Raw genomic sequence first — 19770 nt, 5'->3', positions numbered from 1 at the left:
TCATGCGTCATTGTTAACGAGGATCATTTTCCGAAACGGTAATAAACGGTTCGGTCAATGATAGCGTGATCTCATTGGAAGAGACACGCTGGCCCTGCTCATCTTCTACCACCACAGACAACCGCCAGCGGTTTGTCGCACCTTCTCTGTTGTCCCACTTCGGCATAATAATCGTCCAACCCTGCGCGCTTCGGCTATTGCTGCCAGCCGTTAAGCTCAATGCCTGAGTATCACCCTGCCATGCCAGACGACGGATCCCATGCAAACTACGCACCTGCAGCTTCAACGCCACCGTCTCACCAGGCTTGAGATCCCAGGGCGGCGTGGCCAAAAATACCGACAGTGTTTTACGCTGGCGATACTCCAGCGTCGGCAGATTGTTACGTTGTGGATCGTCATAACGACTGCCGCGCAGCGATCGGCTGTTTGCCACCTCGCTTACCATCAGCTGTTTTTTTAGCGGCACGCCAAAACGGTAATTTAACGTTAATCCGAGGTTATTCTGACTGACGCCATTTTCACCCTGCTTATGCTGTGCTGTCACGGTGATCAGCGGCACCGGCGTATAGCTCAATCCCAGATTCACCGCCACAGGATTGTGGTACCCGGTTCCGGAATGAAACAGATCCACCTGGTCGCCAAAATACTGCTCCACGCTGACGCTGGTATTGAGATGTTGATAGAACGGCATGCGCATTTGCGCGGTCAGGTCGTATCCCCGGGCCATCCGTTGTTCTTGAGTTGCAAAACGACCCTGCCAGGAGGACAACGGTTGATAGTAATTAGCAGATAAACGGAGGTATTCACCCCACGCTTCTGCCCCCACGCCTCCCCGAGGCAGATTCTCATCCAGCAGGTTGTCATAAAAGGTGTTGTAACCCAGTAACCAACCGTCACGAACCCAGCGCTGCCCAATCCCCGCATTACTGAACAGGCCTCCGTCCTGTTGCGTCAGCCCCAACTGGCTCCAGGTAAGATAACGTTGATTATCCTGCCACGGTATAAACCAACTTCCCCGACTCCCGGTAAAGCTGCCTTCGTTATCCACCTGCAACCCGACGCTGGCGTTTCCCCAGGGAGAGAGCCAGGATTCCAGTTGCTGATTCACCTGTTCGCTGACCCTGTCGCGCACCTGGCCAAACGCAAACTGCTTCGCCTGTTCACCGGTATCAAGCCCGTTATCGGTCATGCTGGCTTCACCAAACGCTTTGACCATTTCGGCAAAGTGCTTTTCGCCTGCCCGCGACTCCGGCGCCATACCAAGATCGGGCAAGCCATCACTATTGTTATCGAAAGGGTTTTCCGCCTGGTGAATAAATGACGATTGCGCGCTGGCAGTACCGCCTGCCAACGGCAAGAGTGCAAATACAGCAAGAGATAAATAAATATTACGGCTCAAATCGTTAGTGGTTTCTTATATCTATTAGCCACAGCGGCATACTTATCTTAAACCATAACGTCTTCAGTATTGATTTTCAGCCCTTCCTTCCTTTTTCGGCATTATCCTGGCATCTAGAAATAGGTGTAACATACGTGTCAGTTTTTAACGCTCACATGCAGCAAAAGGAGTAAAAATGCAAAAGATAGTGATCGTCGCGAACGGTGCAGCCTATGGAAGCGAATCGTTATTTAACAGTCTACGTCTGGCTATCGCCTTGCGCGAGCAGGAAGGGGATCTCGACCTGCGTTTGTTTTTAATGTCGGACGCGGTAACCGCGGGATTGCGTGGTCAAAAACCTGCGGAAGGATACAATATTCAGCAAATGCTGGAGATTCTTACGGCGCAAAATGTGCCGGTAAAACTGTGCAAAACCTGCACCGATGGCCGTGGAATCACCACGCTGCCGTTAATTGACGGAGTAGCCGTCGGCACGCTGGTTGAACTGGCTCAATGGACGCTGGCTGCAGATAAAGTACTGACCTTCTGATACACCGCTTTCAGGCAAGCACACTGAAAGTGTCGATAATTTCCGGATTTAATCGTAGATGGGCGCGGTTTCGTTGAACGTTAGCACGCCCTTTCAATCCTTTTGAGGGATTTTGTCACTTTTGTTTAATCGTTATGCCATTTTTTGATCAAAATCAGCATCCCGTTGCTCCCCCTTTGGTGTTATGCAATGAGTGAAATGTGAACAACATCACGCAGCACTTTCGACAGAAAGTACGTTGTTTTCAAGAACGGGGTGAAAAATGGCATTAGTGAAGGCAAGTTTAAAGTTATTTGGTGGCGATACGGTGGTTGTGCGCTGTTCCGAGCGCTGTCACATCCATCTGATGAGCGAGAAAAATCACGTCAAAGACACGCAGTCCGACATCTTAAGCGTGCAGGATCGTGACAACGCATGGTTGACCGTGCCCTATACCGGCATCTGGAATGTGCTGATCGACAGCCACAGCCAGTCGCTAGAGCATTCAATAAGTTATATTGCAGCCTAAGCGTTAATTGCCCGAAAAGCGCCTGGCTTTCGGGCATTCAGTTCCCGGCTGGATTCAGGCAAATCCTGGCCGCATAACGCCTTCCGGCAGGTTCTCTCCCAACAATCGTTTGACCGAGATCACCAGATCGTTAAGACAGTCATCCTGCATTCCCAACTTGACCAGCTCTTGTTCCAGTGAGAACAGATACTGGGCGTTGGTGCCTAAAGGTCCGCTCGCCGCGGCGATAAGCGGCGCAATCACCTGCGCGCGCGTGTCTGACTCAAACAGCGGATGACGCGGATCCATAATAAAGACCAGCGCGTTCACCGTCCGACCATCATCCAGCGCCAACTGGCACCAGGTGGGCAGATAGCATCCGGTGATCATTTCACGCTTCCACAGCAAAGAGAGCTCTTGTTCCAGCGACGCATTCGGCAAACGGTAGGCTACACCAGTAGTGCGTCCGCCCTCTTTCAAGGCCAGCATACGACCTGGCTGACCCGCCGTTCCTCGCCCCGCCGTCAGGCGCAGGCAAAAAGCGCGGTGCCAGCCAACTAACGTCCCGGTACAGGACTCATCAAACTCTAAGGCCGGGTTCCACATCAACGATCCATAACCGAAGATCCACACCGGTCCATCATCGGGTCGGCAAGCGAGCGTGGCGGCCAGTGAGGCTGCCCGTTGTTCCGCTGACCAGAGTAGTGATTCTTCAATAGCACCAAATGCCGTCTTACAGTCAGCATTCAATAAAAAATCACGCGTTAACACCTTACACCTCCGCCACTGCTGCTTCCCTGCGACAACTTTTTTGACGCCTTCCGGGCTTTTTTACTGCTCATTTTGAAACCAATAGCTGGACAATAGGCAATTCACCGCTCGCTTGCAAGCCAGCAAAGCGTCAACGGCATTTTATATCCTCTCGCGTTGGTACGTCCTGCACTATCATTTGTATCAGGACTATCAGCAATTTTTGTTGACGCTAAAGCCTAATGCTTTGTTATTTAAATATTCTATAAACAAGATATGCAATTTTATTCGCTTTGATGCAAAAATTGGTCCATGCCGTAAAATTACGTAAAATCGGATCGGAAATACCGAAAGATCTGTTATTTTTTACATTCTTTAATACTTTTATAATTATAAATACCTGCAGAGATGGAGAATTAGTTCAATGACACAAGTACATGAGGCGGTAAAAACCCGCCACAAGGAGACCTCTCTCGTCTTCCCGATTTTGGCGCTGGTAGTCCTGTTCTTCTGGGGGAGCAGTCAGTCACTACCAGTGGTCATCGGTATTAATGCGCTGGCCCTTATTGGTATATTAAGCAGCGCATTCAGCGTTGTCCGTCATGCGGATGTATTAGCGCATCGACTTGGCGAACCCTACGGGTCACTGATCCTCAGTCTGTCCGTCGTTATTCTCGAAGTCAGCTTAATCTCCGCATTAATGGCGACCGGTGATGCTGCGCCTACCCTCATGCGCGACACGCTGTATTCAATCATTATGATCGTCACCGGCGGTCTGGTCGGTTTTTCATTACTGTTGGGTGGCCGTAAATTTGCTACTCAGTATATGAACCTGTTTGGTATTAAACAGTATTTAATTGCCCTGTTCCCACTGGCCATTATTGTCCTGGTGTTCCCAATGGCTCTACCGGGCGCTAATTTCACCACTGCGCAGGCGTTGTTGGTCGCGTTAATTTCTGCAGCGATGTACGGCGTATTTTTACTAATCCAAACCAAAACGCACCAAAGCCTGTTCATTTACGAGCATGAAGATGAAGGCGACGATGACGACCCGCATCACGGTAAGCCGTCAGCACACAGCAATATGTGGCACGCCGCCTGGCTTATCATTCATCTGATCGCCGTTATCGCCGTAACCAAGATGAACGCCAGCCCTCTGGAGACATTGCTGACTGAACTGAATGCCCCAGTGGCCTTTACCGGTTTCCTGGTCGCGTTACTCATCCTCTCTCCTGAAGGGCTGGGCGCGCTGAAAGCGGTTCTGAGCAATCAGGTACAGCGGGCGATGAATTTGTTCTTCGGTTCAGTATTAGCCACTATTTCACTGACCGTACCAGTGGTGACGCTGATCGCATGGGCAACCGGGAATGATTTGGTGTTTGCGCTGGGCGCGCCAGAGATGATTGTGATGGTTTCTTCACTGGTACTGTGCCATATCTCTTTCTCCACCGGACGCACCAATGTGCTTAACGGTGCGGCACATCTGGCGCTGTTTATCGCCTATCTGATGACGATATTTGCCTGATGAAAAAAGCCGGACACCGACACAACTTGTCGGGTCCGGCTTCTTATTTCCTTTCGTATACCTGATAAGCGCAAGCTCTATCAGGCACACAAAATGAATTAGTTCTCGGTATCCAGCTCGTCGAAGCTTTTCACCAGGTCATCAATCGCTTTAATCTGCGTCAGGAACTGTTCCAGTTTCGCCAGCGGCAGCGCGGATGGGCCATCGCATTTCGCATTGGCTGGATCCGGATGCGCTTCAATAAACAGACCCGCCAGACCTACCGCCATACCGGCGCGAGCCAGTTCGGTAACCTGCGCACGACGACCGCCGCTTGCTGCGCCAAACGGGTCACGGCATTGCAGCGCATGGGTAACGTCAAAAATCACCGGTGAGTTGCCGGAGACTTTCTTCATCACGCTGAAGCCCAGCATGTCTACAACCAGGTTGTCATAACCAAAGTTCGCGCCACGGTCGCACAGAATAACCTTATCGTTACCACCTTCATGGAATTTATCCACGATATTGCCCATCTGGCCAGGGCTTACGAACTGCGGTTTCTTCACGTTGATAACGGCACCGGTTTTCGCCATCGCTTCCACCAGATCGGTCTGACGCGCGAGGAATGCCGGCAGCTGAATCACATCCACCACGTCAGCAACAGGCTGCGCCTGGCTGGCTTCGTGAACGTCGGTGATCACTTTTACGCCAAAAGTCTGCTTCAGTTCCTGGAAGATTTTCATCCCTTCTTCAAGGCCCGGTCCACGGTAAGAGTGGATGGAAGAACGGTTGGCTTTATCAAAGGAGGCTTTGAACACGTAAGGGATACCCAGCTTTTGAGTAACGGTTACGTAGTGCTCACAAATGCGCATCGCCAGATCGCGGGATTCCAGCACGTTCATTCCGCCAAACAGCACGAACGGCAGGTCATTTGCCACGTTGATGTCGCCAATGCTAACCACTTTTTGTTTCATAGGATCGCCTTAAACGGTAGGTAAAGTGTCATTAATCAATGCAATACAATTTGCTTGTGCGAAATAGTATTAATCTGCGCACGAATCATTTCGCTGATCGGGTCTTCCGGACACTGCTCAACGAAATAACTTAAATCGGTCAGCGCAACATGTTCACACTCGAGCTGCGCGTAGATTAATCCACGATCGCGTATTTCATACGGGTCTTCAGGATTAAACTGTAATAGTGCTTCGCTGGCACGCAGCGCCAGCTCCATTTGCCGCTCTTCCATCAGCGATGATTTCAGCGTGTCGAGCAGCTTGCGGATTACTTCTGCATTATCCGCCTCATCCAGGTCTTCGTTAAACAGCTCCGCGACCGGGCTGATATTCCCCTTCAGCCACACTTCCAGCGTGTGCTCATTTAACGTTTCGCCATTAAACGGATTGATTAGCCACATTTCGCCATCGAGCGATTCAATACGCAGGATGAGTTGTGTCGGGAAAATCACCGGCACCAGCGGTAGCTCCAGTCGGTTGGCAATCCACAACAAGATAGCGCCCAGAGATACAGCGCTGCCCTGACGATTTTTCAGTACCTTATCAAGCCATAATGCATCAGAAAGACGATAGACGCCGTGGGTATCCGTAAACCCCCATTCGCCGTAAAAAAGTGCCAGCAGTTTTTCCAGTTGCTCATCCTGAGACAGGAGCTGGCTAATTTCTTCTTGCGCCAGACTAACCAGACGTTCCAGTTCGTCATACACAGTTTGTGTTGGAAAATCCAGACGGATAGACTCCGACGCCAGGATCATCCCATCACACAATGGCGCTTTATTAAATTCGAAATCAGCTAACGACCTCATGCTTACCCCAGTAACGGTATTTTTGTGGTGGCGAGTTTAATGATGATGTACAGCACCACCAGCGCCAGCGGAAATGCGACTAATCGCGCCTGCTGACTGCGCGCCCGACGATAATCGAGCGCAATAAAACCCAAAACGATGTAAATGATAACCCCAAACAGCTTTTCAGTCAGCCATGTCCCGTGCTCAGTGAATGGCAGGATGTGCGCTTTAACCATTAACGCTATGCCGCTGAGTAATAAAACGGTATCGACAACCGGCGGCACGATGCGCGTCCAGCGCGCGCAGGCAAGGCGCGAGTCGGTGTAACGCCACCAAAAACGCAGCGTTAACAGACCAACAGAAAGCGCAATGCTGATGAGATGGACGTTGAGTAACACGCTGAAGGTACTCATGATGGGATGCGTCCAAGCGTAATTCGCTCGTTGCCGCCATAGTCGCGGCAGGTTTCAACCGCCTGGTAACCAGCATGAGTATAGGCGTCGCGGACTGCCTGTCCCTGCTGCCAGCCGTGCTCCAGCAACAGATATCCGCCGGGCGTTAGCATGTGTCGAGACTGGTCAATGATATGCACGATATCCGCCATACCCTGCTCACCCGCCACCAGTGCCGATAGCGGCTCAAAACGTACATCGCCAAGCGCCAGGTGCGGGTCCTGTTCGTCGATATACGGCGGATTGCTGACAATCATGTCAAACTGCTGCCCCTGCAAAGCGCTGAACCAGTCGCTTTGCAGCACGCAAACATTGTCGATGGCCAGATGCTGTTTGTTGCGAGTTGCCAGCGCCACGGCATCGGGCATGCGGTCAACCGCGGTCACCGCGCAATCCGGACGCTCAGTTGCCAGCGCCAGCGCAATGGCGCCCGTACCGGTTCCCAAATCGAGAATACGACACGCAGAGGCAGGCAGACGAGCCAGCGCCTGCTCAACAAGACACTCAGTATCCGGGCGTGGAATAAGCGTAGCCGGAGAGACAAACAGCGGCAGCGACCAGAACTCACGCACGCCGGTCAGATGTGCCACCGGCTCACCTCGCTGACGGCGTTCCAGTAATGTATCGAGCCGTTGACGCTGCGCCTCGGTTAACACCGTTTCGCCGAACGCCAGAATAAAGGTGCGCCCCTTACCGGTGACAAACTCGAGTAAAATCTCGGCGTCGCGGCGCGGGCTTTCGCTTGCCTGTAATTGGCTTATCGCGTCACGCAGCCAGTGCTGATAATCCATTAATCCTGCTCGGACAACGCCGCCAGTTGGTCGGCCTGGTATTCCTGGACAATCGGCTCAATCAGCATATCCAGTTTGCCTTCCATCGCTTCATCCAGACGGTAGAGCGTCAGGTTAATGCGGTGATCGGTCACACGACCCTGCGGGAAGTTATAGGTGCGGTTACGATCGCTGCGATCGCCGCTGCCCAACAAGTTACGACGTTCAGAGGCTTCCGCCTGTTGACGTCTTGCCACTTCGGCGGCACGAATTCGCGCCCCCAGCACCGACATCGCTTTGGCTTTGTTTTTATGCTGTGAACGTTCGTCCTGGCATTCCACTACGATACCGGTCGGTAAGTGGGTAATACGGATTGCGGAGTCTGTGGTGTTAACGTGCTGACCGCCCGCGCCTGATGAACGGAAGGTATCAATACGCAGATCGGCCGGGTTGATATCCGGCAGTTCGGCATCCGGCAGTTCCGGCATGACAGCGACCGTACAGGCAGAAGTATGAATACGCCCCTGCGATTCCGTCGCAGGTACGCGCTGCACTCGATGGCCGCCGGACTCAAACTTCAGTCGCCCGTAAACGCCTTCGCCGCTAATCTTGGCAATGACTTCTTTAAACCCGCCATGTTCGCCTTCGCTGGCGCTCATGATCTCTACCCGCCAGCGACGCGATTCAGCGTAACGGCTGTACATGCGGAACAGATCGCCGGCAAACAGCGCCGCTTCATCACCACCGGTTCCCGCACGCACTTCGAGGAAAGCGTTACGTTCGTCATCGGGGTCTTTAGGTAACAGCAGGACCTGCAGATGCTGTTCCAGCTGCTCGCATTTCTCTTTTGCTTCGCGCAGTTCATCCTGCGCCATTTCACGCATTTCAGGATCGTCGAGCATCATCTGAGCCGTCTCGATATCTTCCTGAACCTGTTGCCAGTCCGTAAAACAGCGAGAGACATCGCTTAATTGCGCATATTCGCGCGACAGCGCACGAAAGCGATCCTGGTCTGCGATAGTACCCGCATCACCGAGCAGTGCCTGAACTTCTTCATGGCGTTCATGCAGGGCTTCCAGTTTGGCAACGATAGAAGGCTTCATAGGCGTAAATGCACCCTGTAAAAAATAAGATTGGTGTGCTGCTACTCCAGCCCGAGGCTGTCGCGCAGAATATTCAGGCGTTCACTATCCCCGTCACGGGCAGCCTGTTGAAGTGATTTGGTTGGTGCATGGATCAGGCGGTTGGTCAGTTTCCAGGCCAAATCCTGCATAATGGCTTGCGCATCACCGCCCTGTTGAAGAGCGGCCAACGCTTTAGCGGTCAGTTCATCACGGATCTGTTCTGACTGACTGCGATACTCGCGGATAGTGTCGCTTGCGCCCTGGGCGCGTAGCCAGGCCATAAACTCGCTGGCTTCCTGCTCCACAATCGTTTCGGCTTCCACCGCCGCCGCTTTGCGCTGGGCAAGGTTATGCGAAATGATGCTTTGCAGGTCATCAACGCTGTACAGATAGGCGTTAGACAATTTACCCACTTCCGGCTCGACATCGCGCGGTACGGCGATATCCACCAGCAACATAGGCTGATTGCGGCGGTTTTTAAGCGCGCGTTCCACCATTCCTTTACCGATAATCGGCAGCGGACTGGCAGTAGAACTGATAATGATATCGGCATCCTGCAAACGTGCGTCGATATCACTCAGTGAAATCACCTCGGCGCCGACTTCATCCGCCAGCACCTGCGCACGCTCGCGCGTACGGTTGGCGATGATCATCTTCTTCACTTTATGCTCGCGCAAGTGTCGCGCTACCAGTTCGATGGTTTCGCCCGCACCGACTAACAGCACGGTTACCGTTGAGAGCGATTCAAATATCTGCCGCGCCAGAGTACAGGCGGCAAACGCCACCGACACGGCGCTGGCACCGATGTCAGTTTCTGTACGTACACGTTTAGCAACAGAGAATGATTTCTGGAACATGCGCTCCAGCGCACTGGCGTTCTGGTGGCCTTTTTGCGAATCCGCAAATGCTTTTTTCACCTGCCCCAAAATTTGCGGTTCACCGAGCACCAGTGAATCCAGACCACTGGCAACGCGCATCAAATGACTGACGGCGTCGTTGTCCTGGTGCCAGTACAGGCTATTACGCAGGTCTTCTTCATTGAGGTTATGGTATTCGCACAGCCAGCGAATCAGCGCTTCTCGCAGGTTATCCTGCTCTTCCACGCTGAGGTAAATCTCTGTGCGGTTACACGTCGACAGCACTACCCCGCCCTGCACCATTGGCAGCGCTTGCAGGCTGTCCAGCGCCTGATCGAGCGTATCCGGCGAAAACGTTACGCGTTCTCGCAGCGATACAGGTGCCGTTTTATGGTTAATACCAAGCGCTAAAAGGGTCATGTGTGCGGGAATAGTACCAGCGTTGATAAGGTTAGACTGGGTGCATCATACAGGATGCGTGCGGTCAATAAAAGAGACTGACCCCTTTTGGAGTAATAGCTTAGTGCACAAATTTAAGCGATTTAAGATAACTTGAACGTAGACGATGTCAGATGGTGGCGCTAGCATTGAGAGTTATAACTGCAACGTATCTCAAGGATTTGTCATCATTATGACCCTGCCTGATTTTCGCCTGATTCGCCTGCTGCCCCTTGCGGCCCTGGTTCTTAGTGCCTGTACCCTCAACGCGCCGAAAGGTCCCGGCAAAAGCCCCGATTCCCCGCAGTGGCGCCAGCACCAGCAGGAAGTACGCGCCCTGAACCAATATCAGACGCGCGGTGCGTTCGCTTATATCTCCGATCAACAGAAAGTGTATGCCCGCTTTTTCTGGCAGCAAACCGGTCAGGATCGCTATCGTCTGCTGCTGACCAACCCGCTGGGCAGCACGGAACTGGAACTCAACGCGCAGCCGGGCAACGTTGAACTTGTCGATAACAAAGGTAAGCACTACACCGCCGACGACGCTGAAGAGATGATCGGCAAACTGACCGGCATGCCTATTCCGTTGAACAGCCTGCGCCAGTGGATCCTTGGCCTGCCGGGTGACGCTACTGATTACAAGCTCGACGACCAATATCGTCTGAGTGAAGTGAACTACAGCAAAGATGGTAAAAGCTGGAAAGTGGTCTATAGCGCCTACGACAGCAAAACGCAGCCAGCGATGCCGGCAAACATGGAGCTGTCGGACGGCTCCCAGCGTATTAAGCTAAAAATGGATAACTGGATTGTGAAATGATGACTCATTGGCCCTCTCCGGCAAAACTGAATCTGTTTTTATACATCACCGGGCAACGTACGGACGGTTACCATTCGCTGCAAACGCTATTTCAGTTTCTTGATTATGGCGACACGATAGATATTGCGCTGCGTGGCGACGGCGAAATCCGCCTGTTAACCCCGGTGGAAGGCGTTGCGCACGAAGACAACCTGATCGTCCGTGCGGCACGTTTGCTGATGAAGGTGGCATCTGAAAGCAATCGCCTTCCCAAAGGGAGCGGTGCGGACATCAGTATCGACAAACGCCTGCCGATGGGCGGCGGTCTTGGCGGTGGTTCATCAAATGCGGCAACCGTTCTGGTGGCGCTGAACCATCTCTGGCAGTGTGGACTTTCGATTGATGAACTGGCGGCACTCGGTTTAACCCTAGGGGCGGATGTTCCCGTGTTCGTGCGCGGCCATGCGGCCTTTGCCGAAGGCGTAGGAGAAATTCTGACGCCGGTGGAACCTGAAGAAAAGTGGTATCTGGTTGCTCACCCGGGAGTCAGCATTCCGACACCGGTGATTTTTAGCGATCCCGACCTCCCGCGCAACACGCCAAAAAGGTCAATAAAAACGTTACTAAAATGTGAATTCGGCAATGATTGCGAGGTTATCGCAAGAAAACGTTTTCGCGAGGTTGATGCGGCGCTTTCCTGGCTGTTAGAATACGCGCCGTCGCGCCTGACTGGTACAGGGGCTTGTGTCTTTGCTGAATTTGACACTGAGTCTCGTGCTCGCCAGGTGCTTGAGCAAGCCCCGGAATGGCTCAAAGGCTTTGTGGCGAAAGGCGTCAACCTCTCCCCATTGCACAGAGCGTTACTCTAAATCCTTCTGGTTTCAGGAAGATGGCGAAATGACGAACCGCCAGGAGCATACAAAAGTATGTGACTGATGTGAGGAATTGATGCCAACGAACATGAAACACGAAGGATAACGAGTAAGCCGGGCAAGCTGAGTTGCGGTGACAACGTCACCCTGTTCCAGACGTTGCATCGCGCTCTTTAATACACCGCATGGAGAGGATACTGCCTGGCCCGCACAGTTTTCGGCAGATTCTTTCCACCAATGGACGCATGCCTGAGGTTCTTCTCGTGCCTGATATGAAGCTTTTTGCTGGTAACGCCACCCCGGAACTAGCACAACGTATTGCCAACCGCCTGTACACTTCACTCGGCGACGCCGCTGTAGGTCGCTTTAGCGACGGCGAAGTCAGCGTACAAATTAATGAAAATGTACGCGGTGGTGATATTTTCATCATCCAGTCCACTTGTGCCCCTACTAACGACAACCTGATGGAATTGGTCGTTATGGTTGATGCGCTGCGCCGTGCTTCCGCAGGCCGTATCACCGCCGTTATTCCTTACTTCGGCTATGCACGTCAGGATCGTCGCGTACGTTCCGCTCGTGTACCGATTACCGCTAAAGTCGTCGCTGATTTCCTGTCCAGCGTTGGCGTTGACCGCGTCCTCACCGTTGACCTGCATGCTGAACAGATCCAGGGCTTCTTCGATGTACCGGTTGATAACGTATTCGGTAGCCCGATCCTGTTAGAAGACATGCTGCAGCTGAACCTGGACAACCCAATTGTGGTTTCTCCAGATATCGGTGGCGTCGTGCGTGCCCGCGCTATCGCTAAACTGCTGAACGATACCGATATGGCTATCATCGACAAACGTCGCCCGCGTGCGAACGTTTCTCAGGTGATGCACATTATTGGTGACGTTGCAGGTCGTGACTGCGTGCTGGTTGATGACATGATCGATACCGGCGGTACGCTGTGCAAAGCAGCAGAAGCACTGAAAGAACGTGGTGCAAAACGCGTATTTGCTTACGCAACCCACCCGATCTTCTCAGGTAATGCGGCAAACAACCTGCGCAACTCTGTTATTGATGAAGTCGTTGTCTGTGACACCATTCCACTGACTGACGAAATCAAAGCACTGCCAAACGTGCGTACATTGACCCTGTCGGGTATGCTGGCCGAAGCGATTCGTCGTATCAGCAACGAAGAATCCATCTCTGCTATGTTCGAGCATTAATCGAGCCCGGCTCAAAAACCCGCTGCGGCGGGTTTTTTTATCTGTAATATTTATTTGTATGACTTTTGCCTCCTTCACCTGCCATTCAGTTGACAGATGATGCGCCCATGGATGAAACATTATTGTGAACAGATTATTTTCCTCACATGTGATGCCTTTCCGCGCCCTCATCGACGCTTGTTGGAAAGAAAAATATACTGCTTCCCGCTTCACCCGCGACCTGATCGCCGGGATAACGGTTGGGATCATTGCCATTCCACTGGCGATGGCGCTGGCAATAGGCAGTGGCGTTGCTCCGCAGTACGGTCTGTATACCTCAGCCGTTGCTGGGATTGTTATCGCCCTTACCGGGGGCTCGCGCTTTAGCGTATCTGGCCCAACCGCCGCCTTCGTGGTGATTCTGTATCCGGTGTCGCAACAGTTTGGGCTGGCAGGCCTGCTGGTTGCCACGCTCATGTCCGGGATATTCCTGATCCTTTTCGGCCTCGCCCGCTTTGGTCGTTTGATCGAATATATTCCGGTCTCCGTGACGTTAGGTTTTACCTCAGGTATCGGTATCACCATCGGTACCATGCAGATTAAAGATTTTCTCGGCCTGCAAATGACCCACGTGCCAGAGCACTATTTGCAGAAGGTGGGCGCGCTATTTATGGCCTTGCCGACCATCAACGTGGGTGATGCCGCGATTGGCGTGGTGACACTGGGGATCCTGATTTTCTGGCCGCGTCTGGGTATCCGATTACCGGGCCACCTTCCCGCACTACTGGCAGGCTGTGCGGTAATGGGTATCGTGAACCTGACCGGCGGCCATGTCGCCACCATCGGATCTCAGTTCCACTATATTCTGGCTGACGGCTCGCAGGGCAATGGTATCCCACAGTTGCTGCCGCAACTGGTATTACCTTGGAATATGCCAGAGTCAAACTTTACTCTGAGCTGGAGCTCGTTACAGGCGCTGTTACCGGCAGCCTTCTCGATGGCAATGCTCGGGGCGATCGAATCTCTGCTGTGCGCCGTCGTACTCGATGGGATGACCGGCACCAAACACAAAGCTAACAGTGAACTGATTGGTCAGGGACTGGGCAACATCGTCGCACCGTTCTTTGGCGGTATCACCGCCACGGCGGCAATTGCCCGTTCTGCGGCAAACGTCCGCGCGGGTGCAACCTCGCCAATCTCAGCGGTTATCCATGCGATTCTGGTGATCCTTGCCCTGCTGGTGCTTGCACCGCTGCTTTCCTGGTTACCGCTTTCCGCCATGGCCGCCCTGCTGCTAATGGTGGCATGGAACATGAGTGAAGCGCATAAAGTGGTGGATTTGCTGCGTCATGCGCCGAAAGACGACATCATCGTCATGCTGATGTGTATGTCGCTGACGGTGCTGTTCGATATGGTTATCGCCATCAGCGTCGGTATCGTTCTTGCATCTCTACTGTTTATGCGTCGTATTGCGCGCATGACGCGTCTGGCGCCGGTTAACGTAGACGTACCGGACGATGTGCTGGTGTTGCGCGTCATTGGCCCGCTATTCTTTGCCGCGGCGGAAGGATTATTTACCGATCTCGAGTCGCGTATTGAAGGTAAACGCATCGTAGTCTTGAAGTGGGACGCGGTCCCGGTACTGGATGCCGGTGGTCTGGACGCTTTCCAGCGCTTTGTGAAAAAGCTGCCTGAAGGCTGCGAGCTGCGGGTATCTAACCTGGAATTTCAGCCGCTGCGCACCATGGCGCGCGCCGGTATTCAGCCGATTCCCGGTCGTCTGGCATTCTTCCCGAATAAAGACGCCGCTTTAGCGGATATTAAATAGCAAAAAGGCTCCCGTGAATGGGAGCCTTTTTATTGCCGGATGCGCTTCTCTTATCCGGCCTACAAAACCCAAACGTTGCGCCGACCCCGTAGGCCCGATAAACGCAGTGCCACCGGGCAATTACGCGCTTAAAATGCTCAATGCCGTTGCCTTCACGCTGGCCAGCAGGACTTTCACATCTTCCAGGCACACCGTCGGGTTCAGCAGCGTCAGCTTCAGGCAGGTGATGCCATCCGCTTCAGTCACGCCGACGTTGGCGCTACCTGAAGCCAGCAGCACGTCGCCAATACGCTGGTTCAGCAGCGCAACGAACGCCATATCGTCGCTTTCAGGACGGAAGCGGAACAGCACGCTTGCCAGCTGTGGTTCCATCACCAGTTCAAGATGCGACTGGGTTTTGACAAACTCAGCAACATCACGCGCCAGCGTTACGCCATTATCAATGATTTCGGCATACTGCTTTTTGCCCAGCGCTTCGAGGCCCATCCACAACTTCAGCGCATCGAAACGACGCGTGGTCTGCAGCGACTTCGATACCAGGTTTGGTACGCCAGCCTCTTCATCGAAATCAGAGTTCAGGTACGCCGCCTGGTAACGCATCAGCTCGTAGTGGCGCGCATCTTTTAACAGGAACGCACCGCAACTGATGGTCTGGAAGAACTGCTTGTGGAAATCCAGTGTCACGGAATCTGCCAGCTCAAGGCCGTTGAGGAAGTGACGATACTGCTCAGAAAGCAGTAACGCCCCGCCCCATGCCGCATCCACGTGCATCCAGATCTGATGTTCTGCCGCCAGCGCCGCAATATCCGCTAACGGATCGATGGCGCCCGCATCTGTCGTACCAGCCGTCGCAACAATGGCCATCACCTGCTCACCGTTGGCTTTCGCCTGGGCCAGCTTGTCTTTCAGGTCAGCCAGATCCATGCGTGAAAACGCATCGGTCTTCACCTGGGTGACGGAGCGGTAGCCCAGCCCCATTAACGCCATGTTCTTCTGCACGGAGAAGTGCGCGCTTTCAGAGCAGAACACTTTAATTTTGCTCAGATCACCGGTCAGACCATCTTGCTGAATGGAATGTCCCAGGCGAGCAAAGAAGGCGTCGCGCGCCAGCATCAGGCCCATCAGGTTGCTCTGGGTGCCGCCGCTGGTGAACACGCCGGCATCGCCTGCCGCATAACCCACCTGCTCACGTAGCCATTCGATCAGTTTGATCTCAATGATCGTGGCCGACGGGCTTTGGTCCCAGGAGTCCATACTCTGGTTAGTGGCGTTGATCAGCACTTCCGCCGCCTGGCTAATCACCAGGCTTGGGCAGTGCAGGTGCGCCACGCACTGAGGATGGTGAACCAACAGGCTGTCTTTGAGAAAGTATTCAACCGCACGCTCAATAGCGGCCTGGTTGCCCAGGCCCTGAGACGTAAAATTCAGGTTGATACGTTCACGCAGTTGTTCAACGGTTTTGCCCTGATACATCTCAGGCTGCTTCAACCATTCAACGACCGCTTGCGTACTCTGCTCGATAGCGTCCTGATAGGCGGCGATGCTTTGCGCCGAGCCGGACAGAGTCGGGTTTACGTCTGACATTCGATCCAACTCCGTTTAAACCGGCTTCACGCCAGCGCCCAGCAGGGCGTTTTCGAATTTATCGAGGAAAATTTCCAGCTCAGCGTTGGTGATCAGCAGAGACGGCAGCAGACGCAGCACGCAGCCGTTGCGGCCACCACGCTCCAGAATCAGCCCGTTTTCGAAGCATTTCTTCTGCAGCAACGCAGACAGCTCGCCATCAGCCGGGTAGCAACCCATATGATCCTGCGCTTCGTTCGGATTCACGATTTCCAGGCCGATCATCAGGCCCAGACCACGCACCTGGCCGATAACCGGGTAGCGTTTCTGCAGGTCAGTCAGTTTGCCTTTCAGCCACTCGCCCTGGGCGGCAACTTTATCGGCAATCTTGTCGTCTTTGAGGATCTTCAGCGTTGTCAGACCGGTCGCCATCGCCAGTTGGTTGCCGCGGAAGGTGCCAGTGTGGTGGCCCGGAGCCCACGCATCAAATTGCTTTTTAATGCCCAGTACCGCCAGTGGCAGACCGCCACCAACCGCTTTGGACATCACAATGATGTCTGGCTCAATGCCAGCGTGTTCGAAGGCGAACAGCTTACCGGTACGTGCGAAACCAGCCTGAACTTCATCGATGATAAGCAGAATGCCGTGTTCCTGAGTCACTTTACGAATACGCTGTAACCATTCAACCGGAGCCGGATTCACGCCACCTTCGCCCTGCACCGCTTCGAGGATTACGGCAGCCGGTTTACGCACGCCGCTTTCAACGTCGTTGATCAGGTTTTCGAAGTAGTAAGTTAATGCTTTGACGCCAGCGTCGCCGCCGATACCCAGCGGGCAACGGTACTGATGTGGATACGGCATAAACTGCACTTCCGCCATCATATTGCTGACCGCTTCTTTCGGCGACAGGTTGCCGGTCACGGACAGCGCGCCGTGGGTCATCCCGTGGTAGCCGCCGGAGAAACTAATGATGCTGGAACGGCCGGTCACTTTCTTCGCCAGCTTCAGCGCCGCTTCAACAGCATCTGCACCGGACGGACCGGTGAACTGCAGGCAATATTCTTTGCCCTGGCCCGGTAATAAGGACAGTAAATATGATGAGAATTCATCTTTTAATGGGGTAGTAAGATCAAGCGTATGTAACGGTAAGCCGCTTGTGATGACACTTTGAATGCTCTGCAGCACTTCAGGATGGTTATGACCAAGCGCCAGGGTTCCGGCACCTGCCAGGCAATCAAGATATTGATTATTTTCTACATCAGTAATCCAGACGCCCTGCGCTTTAGCGATTGCTAATGGCAGTTTACGTGGATAGCTGCGGACATTAGATTCAAACTCAGCCTGTCTTGCTAAAAAGGTATCATTGCTCTGTGGTAATGAATTAGCACTTAAAGTATCAATACGGACTTTATCCGTCATCATATCACTCCTACAACCAGGTGTAGATTAACGCCTGATTGAATAAATGGTTATAAGGATTACCTGTAAAAAAGCGCGGCTAATATATGTTGTTTTAGCTTAGGACTCAATCATTTATTTCCTTGCATCAGAAATAACAACTTTCCCCTTAAAAATCAAAGCACAAAGACCATCCGCCATTACTAAATCCTAAAGAAATATAGCTATTTAATTAACAATGTTGTCGCTAATTGCAACGCAGACAATGTAATAAAAACCATGAGATTTTCATGTTTTTATTATTTTTTTACACGTTTTTACCATTAATAATGTAGGCACTTTCTTGTTACGACATGATTTTTCACTTATTTGCCTATAAACCGAATAAAAAAGTCGATCCCTTAATATAAATCACTTAGTATGGCGCGCTTATTTGCAGGCTTTGTAAATAAAATTAATGCGCAGCACCCGGTAACGCGTACAGGCGACACTCGTTATCGACAACAGGTATACCCTGGGTTGTCAGCAGAAATGTTCGCGGGCGGACATTTCGTAAGGCGAACTTTGTTCCCTTATGCCGAGAATGAAAATTTTCTAGCCATACTTTTATGGCGCCCTGATATGAGATTGTTATGACTCGCATTTATCCACCATCCGTCGTTGCCAAATTTGGCGGCACCAGCGTCGCTGATTTTGATGCGATGAACCGAAGCGCCAGCATTGTCCTTGCTGATCAAGATGTCCGTTTAGTCGTTTTGTCTGCTTCAGCAGGCGTGACAAACTTACTGGTCGAGCTTTCTGAAGGTCTGGAAACGCATCAACAATTAGATAAGCTTGAGACTTTACGCGCCATCCAATACAACATTATTTCCCGCCTGAAGCAGCCTTCCGTTATCAGCACGGAAATCGATAATCTTCTCAACAATATACATCGTCTTGCACAAACGGCGATGGTTTCACCGTCTAATGCGTTAAGCGATGAATTAGTCAGCCATGGCGAGCTGATGTCCTCACTACTGTTTACTGAAGTCTTACGTGAACGGCAGGCCGAGGCCGAGTGGTTTGACGCCCGCTGCGTGATGCGTACTAACGCGAACTTCGGCTGCGCCGAACCCGAGCTTGGCACACTGCACCACCAGGTGGAGACTCACCTGCGCCCTCGTCTTGAGCAAGCGATTATGGTGACTCAGGGATTTATCGGGCGTGATGCCGCAGGACACACCACAACGCTTGGACGCGGCGGTAGTGATTACACGGCTACGCTTCTCGGTGAGGCGCTTCACGCCACACGCGTTGACATCTGGACCGACGTCGCAGGGATCTACACCACCGACCCACGCATTGCGCCGCGGGCCAAACGAATCGACCATATCTCATTTTCCGAGGCCAGCGATATGGCCGCCTACGGTGCGAAGGTCCTCCACCCGGCTACGCTACTCCCGGCAATGCGTAAAAGCATTCCGGTCTTTGTTGGCTCAAGTAAGGATACTGCCGCCGGAGGTACGTTGGTGCACAACACCACCGATAATCCACCTCGCTATCGTGCGCTCGCCGTGCGTCGTAAACAGACGCTGTTGCGGTTACACAGTCTGGAGAAGCAACCTTCCTGCTCTTTCCTGGCGCAGTCCTTCGCCATTTTGGCTCGCCACGCTGTCACGGTGGATTTGGTTACAACCTCAGAGAATAGTATTGCGCTGGCGCTGGACGCCACTCATGCAACTTCAGGTGAAGACCATGTGCTGACCACCGCATTGTTTACCGCATTATCCTCCCACTGTCGCGTGGAAGTGGAAACCGGGCTGGCGTTGGTCACTTTGGTGGGGAATCAACTCACACAGGCTGCGGGAGTTTGCAAAGACGTTTTTGCCTGGCTTGAAGAGCATACGGTACGAATGATTTGCCATGGAGCATCGAACGACAACCTGTGCATCCTGTTACCGGCTGACGATGCAGATAGCGCGATTAGAGCATTACATTACCGGTTATTCGAATAATTCTTCTCTTATTCTGTC

18 protein-coding genes are annotated in these 19770 nt (G+C 52.8%); 8 read left to right on the top strand and 10 right to left on the bottom strand.

Annotation, left to right across the window (positions count from 1 at the left end):
- Positions 1–13 precede the first annotated feature (13 nt).
- Positions 14–1399, bottom strand: coding sequence for a YchO/YchP family invasin (locus OGV74_RS10030; RefSeq protein WP_050593519.1), 1386 nt, complete (start codon positions 1397–1399; stop codon positions 14–16).
- 175 nt (positions 1400–1574) lie between these two features.
- Between OGV74_RS10030 and OGV74_RS10025 the strand changes: the two genes are divergently transcribed.
- Complete coding sequence (locus OGV74_RS10025) at positions 1575–1928, top strand: DsrE/DsrF/TusD sulfur relay family protein (RefSeq protein WP_003020761.1); 354 nt, start codon at positions 1575–1577, stop codon at positions 1926–1928.
- A 262-nt stretch (positions 1929–2190) separates the two neighbouring features.
- Entirely contained in the window at positions 2191–2436 is a 246-nt protein-coding gene (locus OGV74_RS10020; protein ID WP_003020763.1) for a DUF1883 domain-containing protein, read from the top strand.
- 54 nt (positions 2437–2490) lie between these two features.
- On the opposite strand, the gene OGV74_RS10015 is transcribed toward OGV74_RS10020, so the two are convergent.
- On the bottom strand, positions 2491–3186 hold the full coding sequence (locus tag OGV74_RS10015; RefSeq protein ID WP_016150353.1) for a gamma-glutamylcyclotransferase: 696 nt from the start codon (positions 3184–3186) through the stop codon (positions 2491–2493).
- Positions 3187–3589: 403 nt separating this feature from the next.
- On the opposite strand from OGV74_RS10015, the gene chaA reads away from it, so the two are divergent.
- Positions 3590–4690 (top strand): sodium-potassium/proton antiporter ChaA, encoded by a 1101-nt coding sequence (gene chaA, locus OGV74_RS10010; RefSeq protein WP_003020769.1) that lies wholly within the window; start codon positions 3590–3592, stop codon positions 4688–4690.
- 98 nt (positions 4691–4788) lie between these two features.
- Here the strand turns inward: chaA and kdsA are convergent, their stop codons facing one another.
- Genes kdsA through hemA form a run of 6 tightly spaced genes read right to left on the bottom strand, consistent with a single transcriptional unit; the run spans position 4789 to position 10093 of the window.
- Positions 4789–5643: a 3-deoxy-8-phosphooctulonate synthase gene (gene kdsA / locus OGV74_RS10005; RefSeq protein WP_003020772.1), complete on the bottom strand. Its 855-nt coding sequence runs from the start codon at positions 5641–5643 to the stop codon at positions 4789–4791.
- Positions 5644–5678: 35 nt separating this feature from the next.
- On the bottom strand, positions 5679–6488 hold the full coding sequence (gene sirB1, locus OGV74_RS10000; RefSeq protein ID WP_061548117.1) for an invasion regulator SirB1: 810 nt from the start codon (positions 6486–6488) through the stop codon (positions 5679–5681).
- 2 nt (positions 6489–6490) lie between these two features.
- Positions 6491–6883: an invasion regulator SirB2 gene (gene sirB2 / locus OGV74_RS09995; protein ID WP_003020779.1), complete on the bottom strand. Its 393-nt coding sequence runs from the start codon at positions 6881–6883 to the stop codon at positions 6491–6493.
- Positions 6880–7713 (bottom strand): peptide chain release factor N(5)-glutamine methyltransferase, encoded by an 834-nt coding sequence (prmC, locus tag OGV74_RS09990; protein ID WP_086504142.1) that lies wholly within the window; start codon positions 7711–7713, stop codon positions 6880–6882. Before prmC ends, sirB2 begins: the two co-directional genes overlap by 4 nt.
- Positions 7713–8795 (bottom strand): peptide chain release factor 1, encoded by a 1083-nt coding sequence (gene prfA / locus OGV74_RS09985; RefSeq protein WP_003020786.1) that lies wholly within the window; start codon positions 8793–8795, stop codon positions 7713–7715. Before prfA ends, prmC begins: the two co-directional genes overlap by 1 nt.
- A 41-nt stretch (positions 8796–8836) precedes the next feature.
- Positions 8837–10093 carry a glutamyl-tRNA reductase gene (gene hemA, locus OGV74_RS09980; RefSeq protein ID WP_003020789.1) on the bottom strand — a complete coding sequence of 419 codons (1257 nt, stop codon included), beginning with the start codon at positions 10091–10093 and terminating at the stop codon, positions 8837–8839.
- A gap of 211 nt (positions 10094–10304) precedes the next feature.
- Between hemA and lolB the strand changes: the two genes are divergently transcribed.
- From lolB to dauA, 4 genes are all read left to right on the top strand, one after another.
- A complete protein-coding gene (gene lolB, locus OGV74_RS09975; RefSeq protein WP_003020792.1) occupies positions 10305–10928 on the top strand; it encodes a lipoprotein insertase outer membrane protein LolB in 624 nt (207 codons plus the stop codon).
- Positions 10925–11776, top strand: coding sequence for a 4-(cytidine 5'-diphospho)-2-C-methyl-D-erythritol kinase (gene ispE / locus OGV74_RS09970; RefSeq protein ID WP_286520745.1), 852 nt, complete (start codon positions 10925–10927; stop codon positions 11774–11776). The genes lolB and ispE overlap by 4 nt, the downstream gene beginning before the upstream one ends.
- A gap of 266 nt (positions 11777–12042) precedes the next feature.
- Positions 12043–12990 (top strand): ribose-phosphate diphosphokinase, encoded by a 948-nt coding sequence (prs, locus tag OGV74_RS09965; RefSeq protein ID WP_001518537.1) that lies wholly within the window; start codon positions 12043–12045, stop codon positions 12988–12990.
- A 124-nt stretch (positions 12991–13114) separates the two neighbouring features.
- Complete coding sequence (gene dauA / locus OGV74_RS09960) at positions 13115–14797, top strand: C4-dicarboxylic acid transporter DauA (protein ID WP_003020797.1); 1683 nt, start codon at positions 13115–13117, stop codon at positions 14795–14797.
- Positions 14798–14917: 120 nt separating this feature from the next.
- Here dauA and OGV74_RS09955 read toward each other — a convergent pair whose 3' ends face one another.
- A complete protein-coding gene (locus OGV74_RS09955; RefSeq protein ID WP_086504144.1) occupies positions 14918–16381 on the bottom strand; it encodes a pyridoxal phosphate-dependent decarboxylase family protein in 1464 nt (487 codons plus the stop codon).
- A gap of 15 nt (positions 16382–16396) precedes the next feature.
- A complete protein-coding gene (locus OGV74_RS09950; protein ID WP_003020802.1) occupies positions 16397–17782 on the bottom strand; it encodes a diaminobutyrate--2-oxoglutarate transaminase in 1386 nt (461 codons plus the stop codon).
- A gap of 608 nt (positions 17783–18390) precedes the next feature.
- Here OGV74_RS09950 and lysC point away from each other — a divergent pair.
- Entirely contained in the window at positions 18391–19752 is a 1362-nt protein-coding gene (gene lysC, locus OGV74_RS09945; RefSeq protein WP_286520744.1) for a lysine-sensitive aspartokinase 3, read from the top strand.
- Positions 19753–19770: the final 18 nt, after the last annotated feature.

The sequence above is a fragment of the Citrobacter sp. Cf116 genome, assembly GCF_030336505.1.
GTDB lineage: Bacteria > Pseudomonadota > Gammaproteobacteria > Enterobacterales > Enterobacteriaceae > Citrobacter > Citrobacter freundii.
The sequence above is the reverse complement of the archived record's forward strand: the minus strand, read 5'-3'. Positions and strand labels throughout refer to the sequence as shown.

Excerpts from the sequence above, each read along its gene's own strand:
- kdsA (WP_003020772.1), bottom strand. The coding sequence starts at position 5,643 with ATGAAACAAAAAGTGGTTAGCATTGGCGACATCAACGTGGCAAATGAC.
- chaA (WP_003020769.1), top strand. The coding sequence starts at position 3,590 with ATGACACAAGTACATGAGGCGGTAAAAACCCGCCACAAGGAGACCTCT.
- sirB2 (WP_003020779.1), bottom strand. The coding sequence starts at position 6,883 with ATGAGTACCTTCAGCGTGTTACTCAACGTCCATCTCATCAGCATTGCG.
- lolB (WP_003020792.1), top strand. The coding sequence starts at position 10,305 with ATGACCCTGCCTGATTTTCGCCTGATTCGCCTGCTGCCCCTTGCGGCC.
- ispE (WP_286520745.1), top strand. The coding sequence starts at position 10,925 with ATGATGACTCATTGGCCCTCTCCGGCAAAACTGAATCTGTTTTTATAC.
- OGV74_RS10020 (WP_003020763.1), top strand. The coding sequence starts at position 2,191 with ATGGCATTAGTGAAGGCAAGTTTAAAGTTATTTGGTGGCGATACGGTG.
- OGV74_RS09955 (WP_086504144.1), bottom strand. The coding sequence starts at position 16,381 with ATGTCAGACGTAAACCCGACTCTGTCCGGCTCGGCGCAAAGCATCGCC.
- OGV74_RS09950 (WP_003020802.1), bottom strand. The coding sequence starts at position 17,782 with ATGATGACGGATAAAGTCCGTATTGATACTTTAAGTGCTAATTCATTA.
- OGV74_RS10025 (WP_003020761.1), top strand. The coding sequence starts at position 1,575 with ATGCAAAAGATAGTGATCGTCGCGAACGGTGCAGCCTATGGAAGCGAA.
- hemA (WP_003020789.1), bottom strand. The coding sequence starts at position 10,093 with ATGACCCTTTTAGCGCTTGGTATTAACCATAAAACGGCACCTGTATCG.
- prfA (WP_003020786.1), bottom strand. The coding sequence starts at position 8,795 with ATGAAGCCTTCTATCGTTGCCAAACTGGAAGCCCTGCATGAACGCCAT.
- prmC (WP_086504142.1), bottom strand. The coding sequence starts at position 7,713 with ATGGATTATCAGCACTGGCTGCGTGACGCGATAAGCCAATTACAGGCA.
- lysC (WP_286520744.1), top strand. The coding sequence starts at position 18,391 with ATGACTCGCATTTATCCACCATCCGTCGTTGCCAAATTTGGCGGCACC.
- sirB1 (WP_061548117.1), bottom strand. The coding sequence starts at position 6,488 with ATGAGGTCGTTAGCTGATTTCGAATTTAATAAAGCGCCATTGTGTGAT.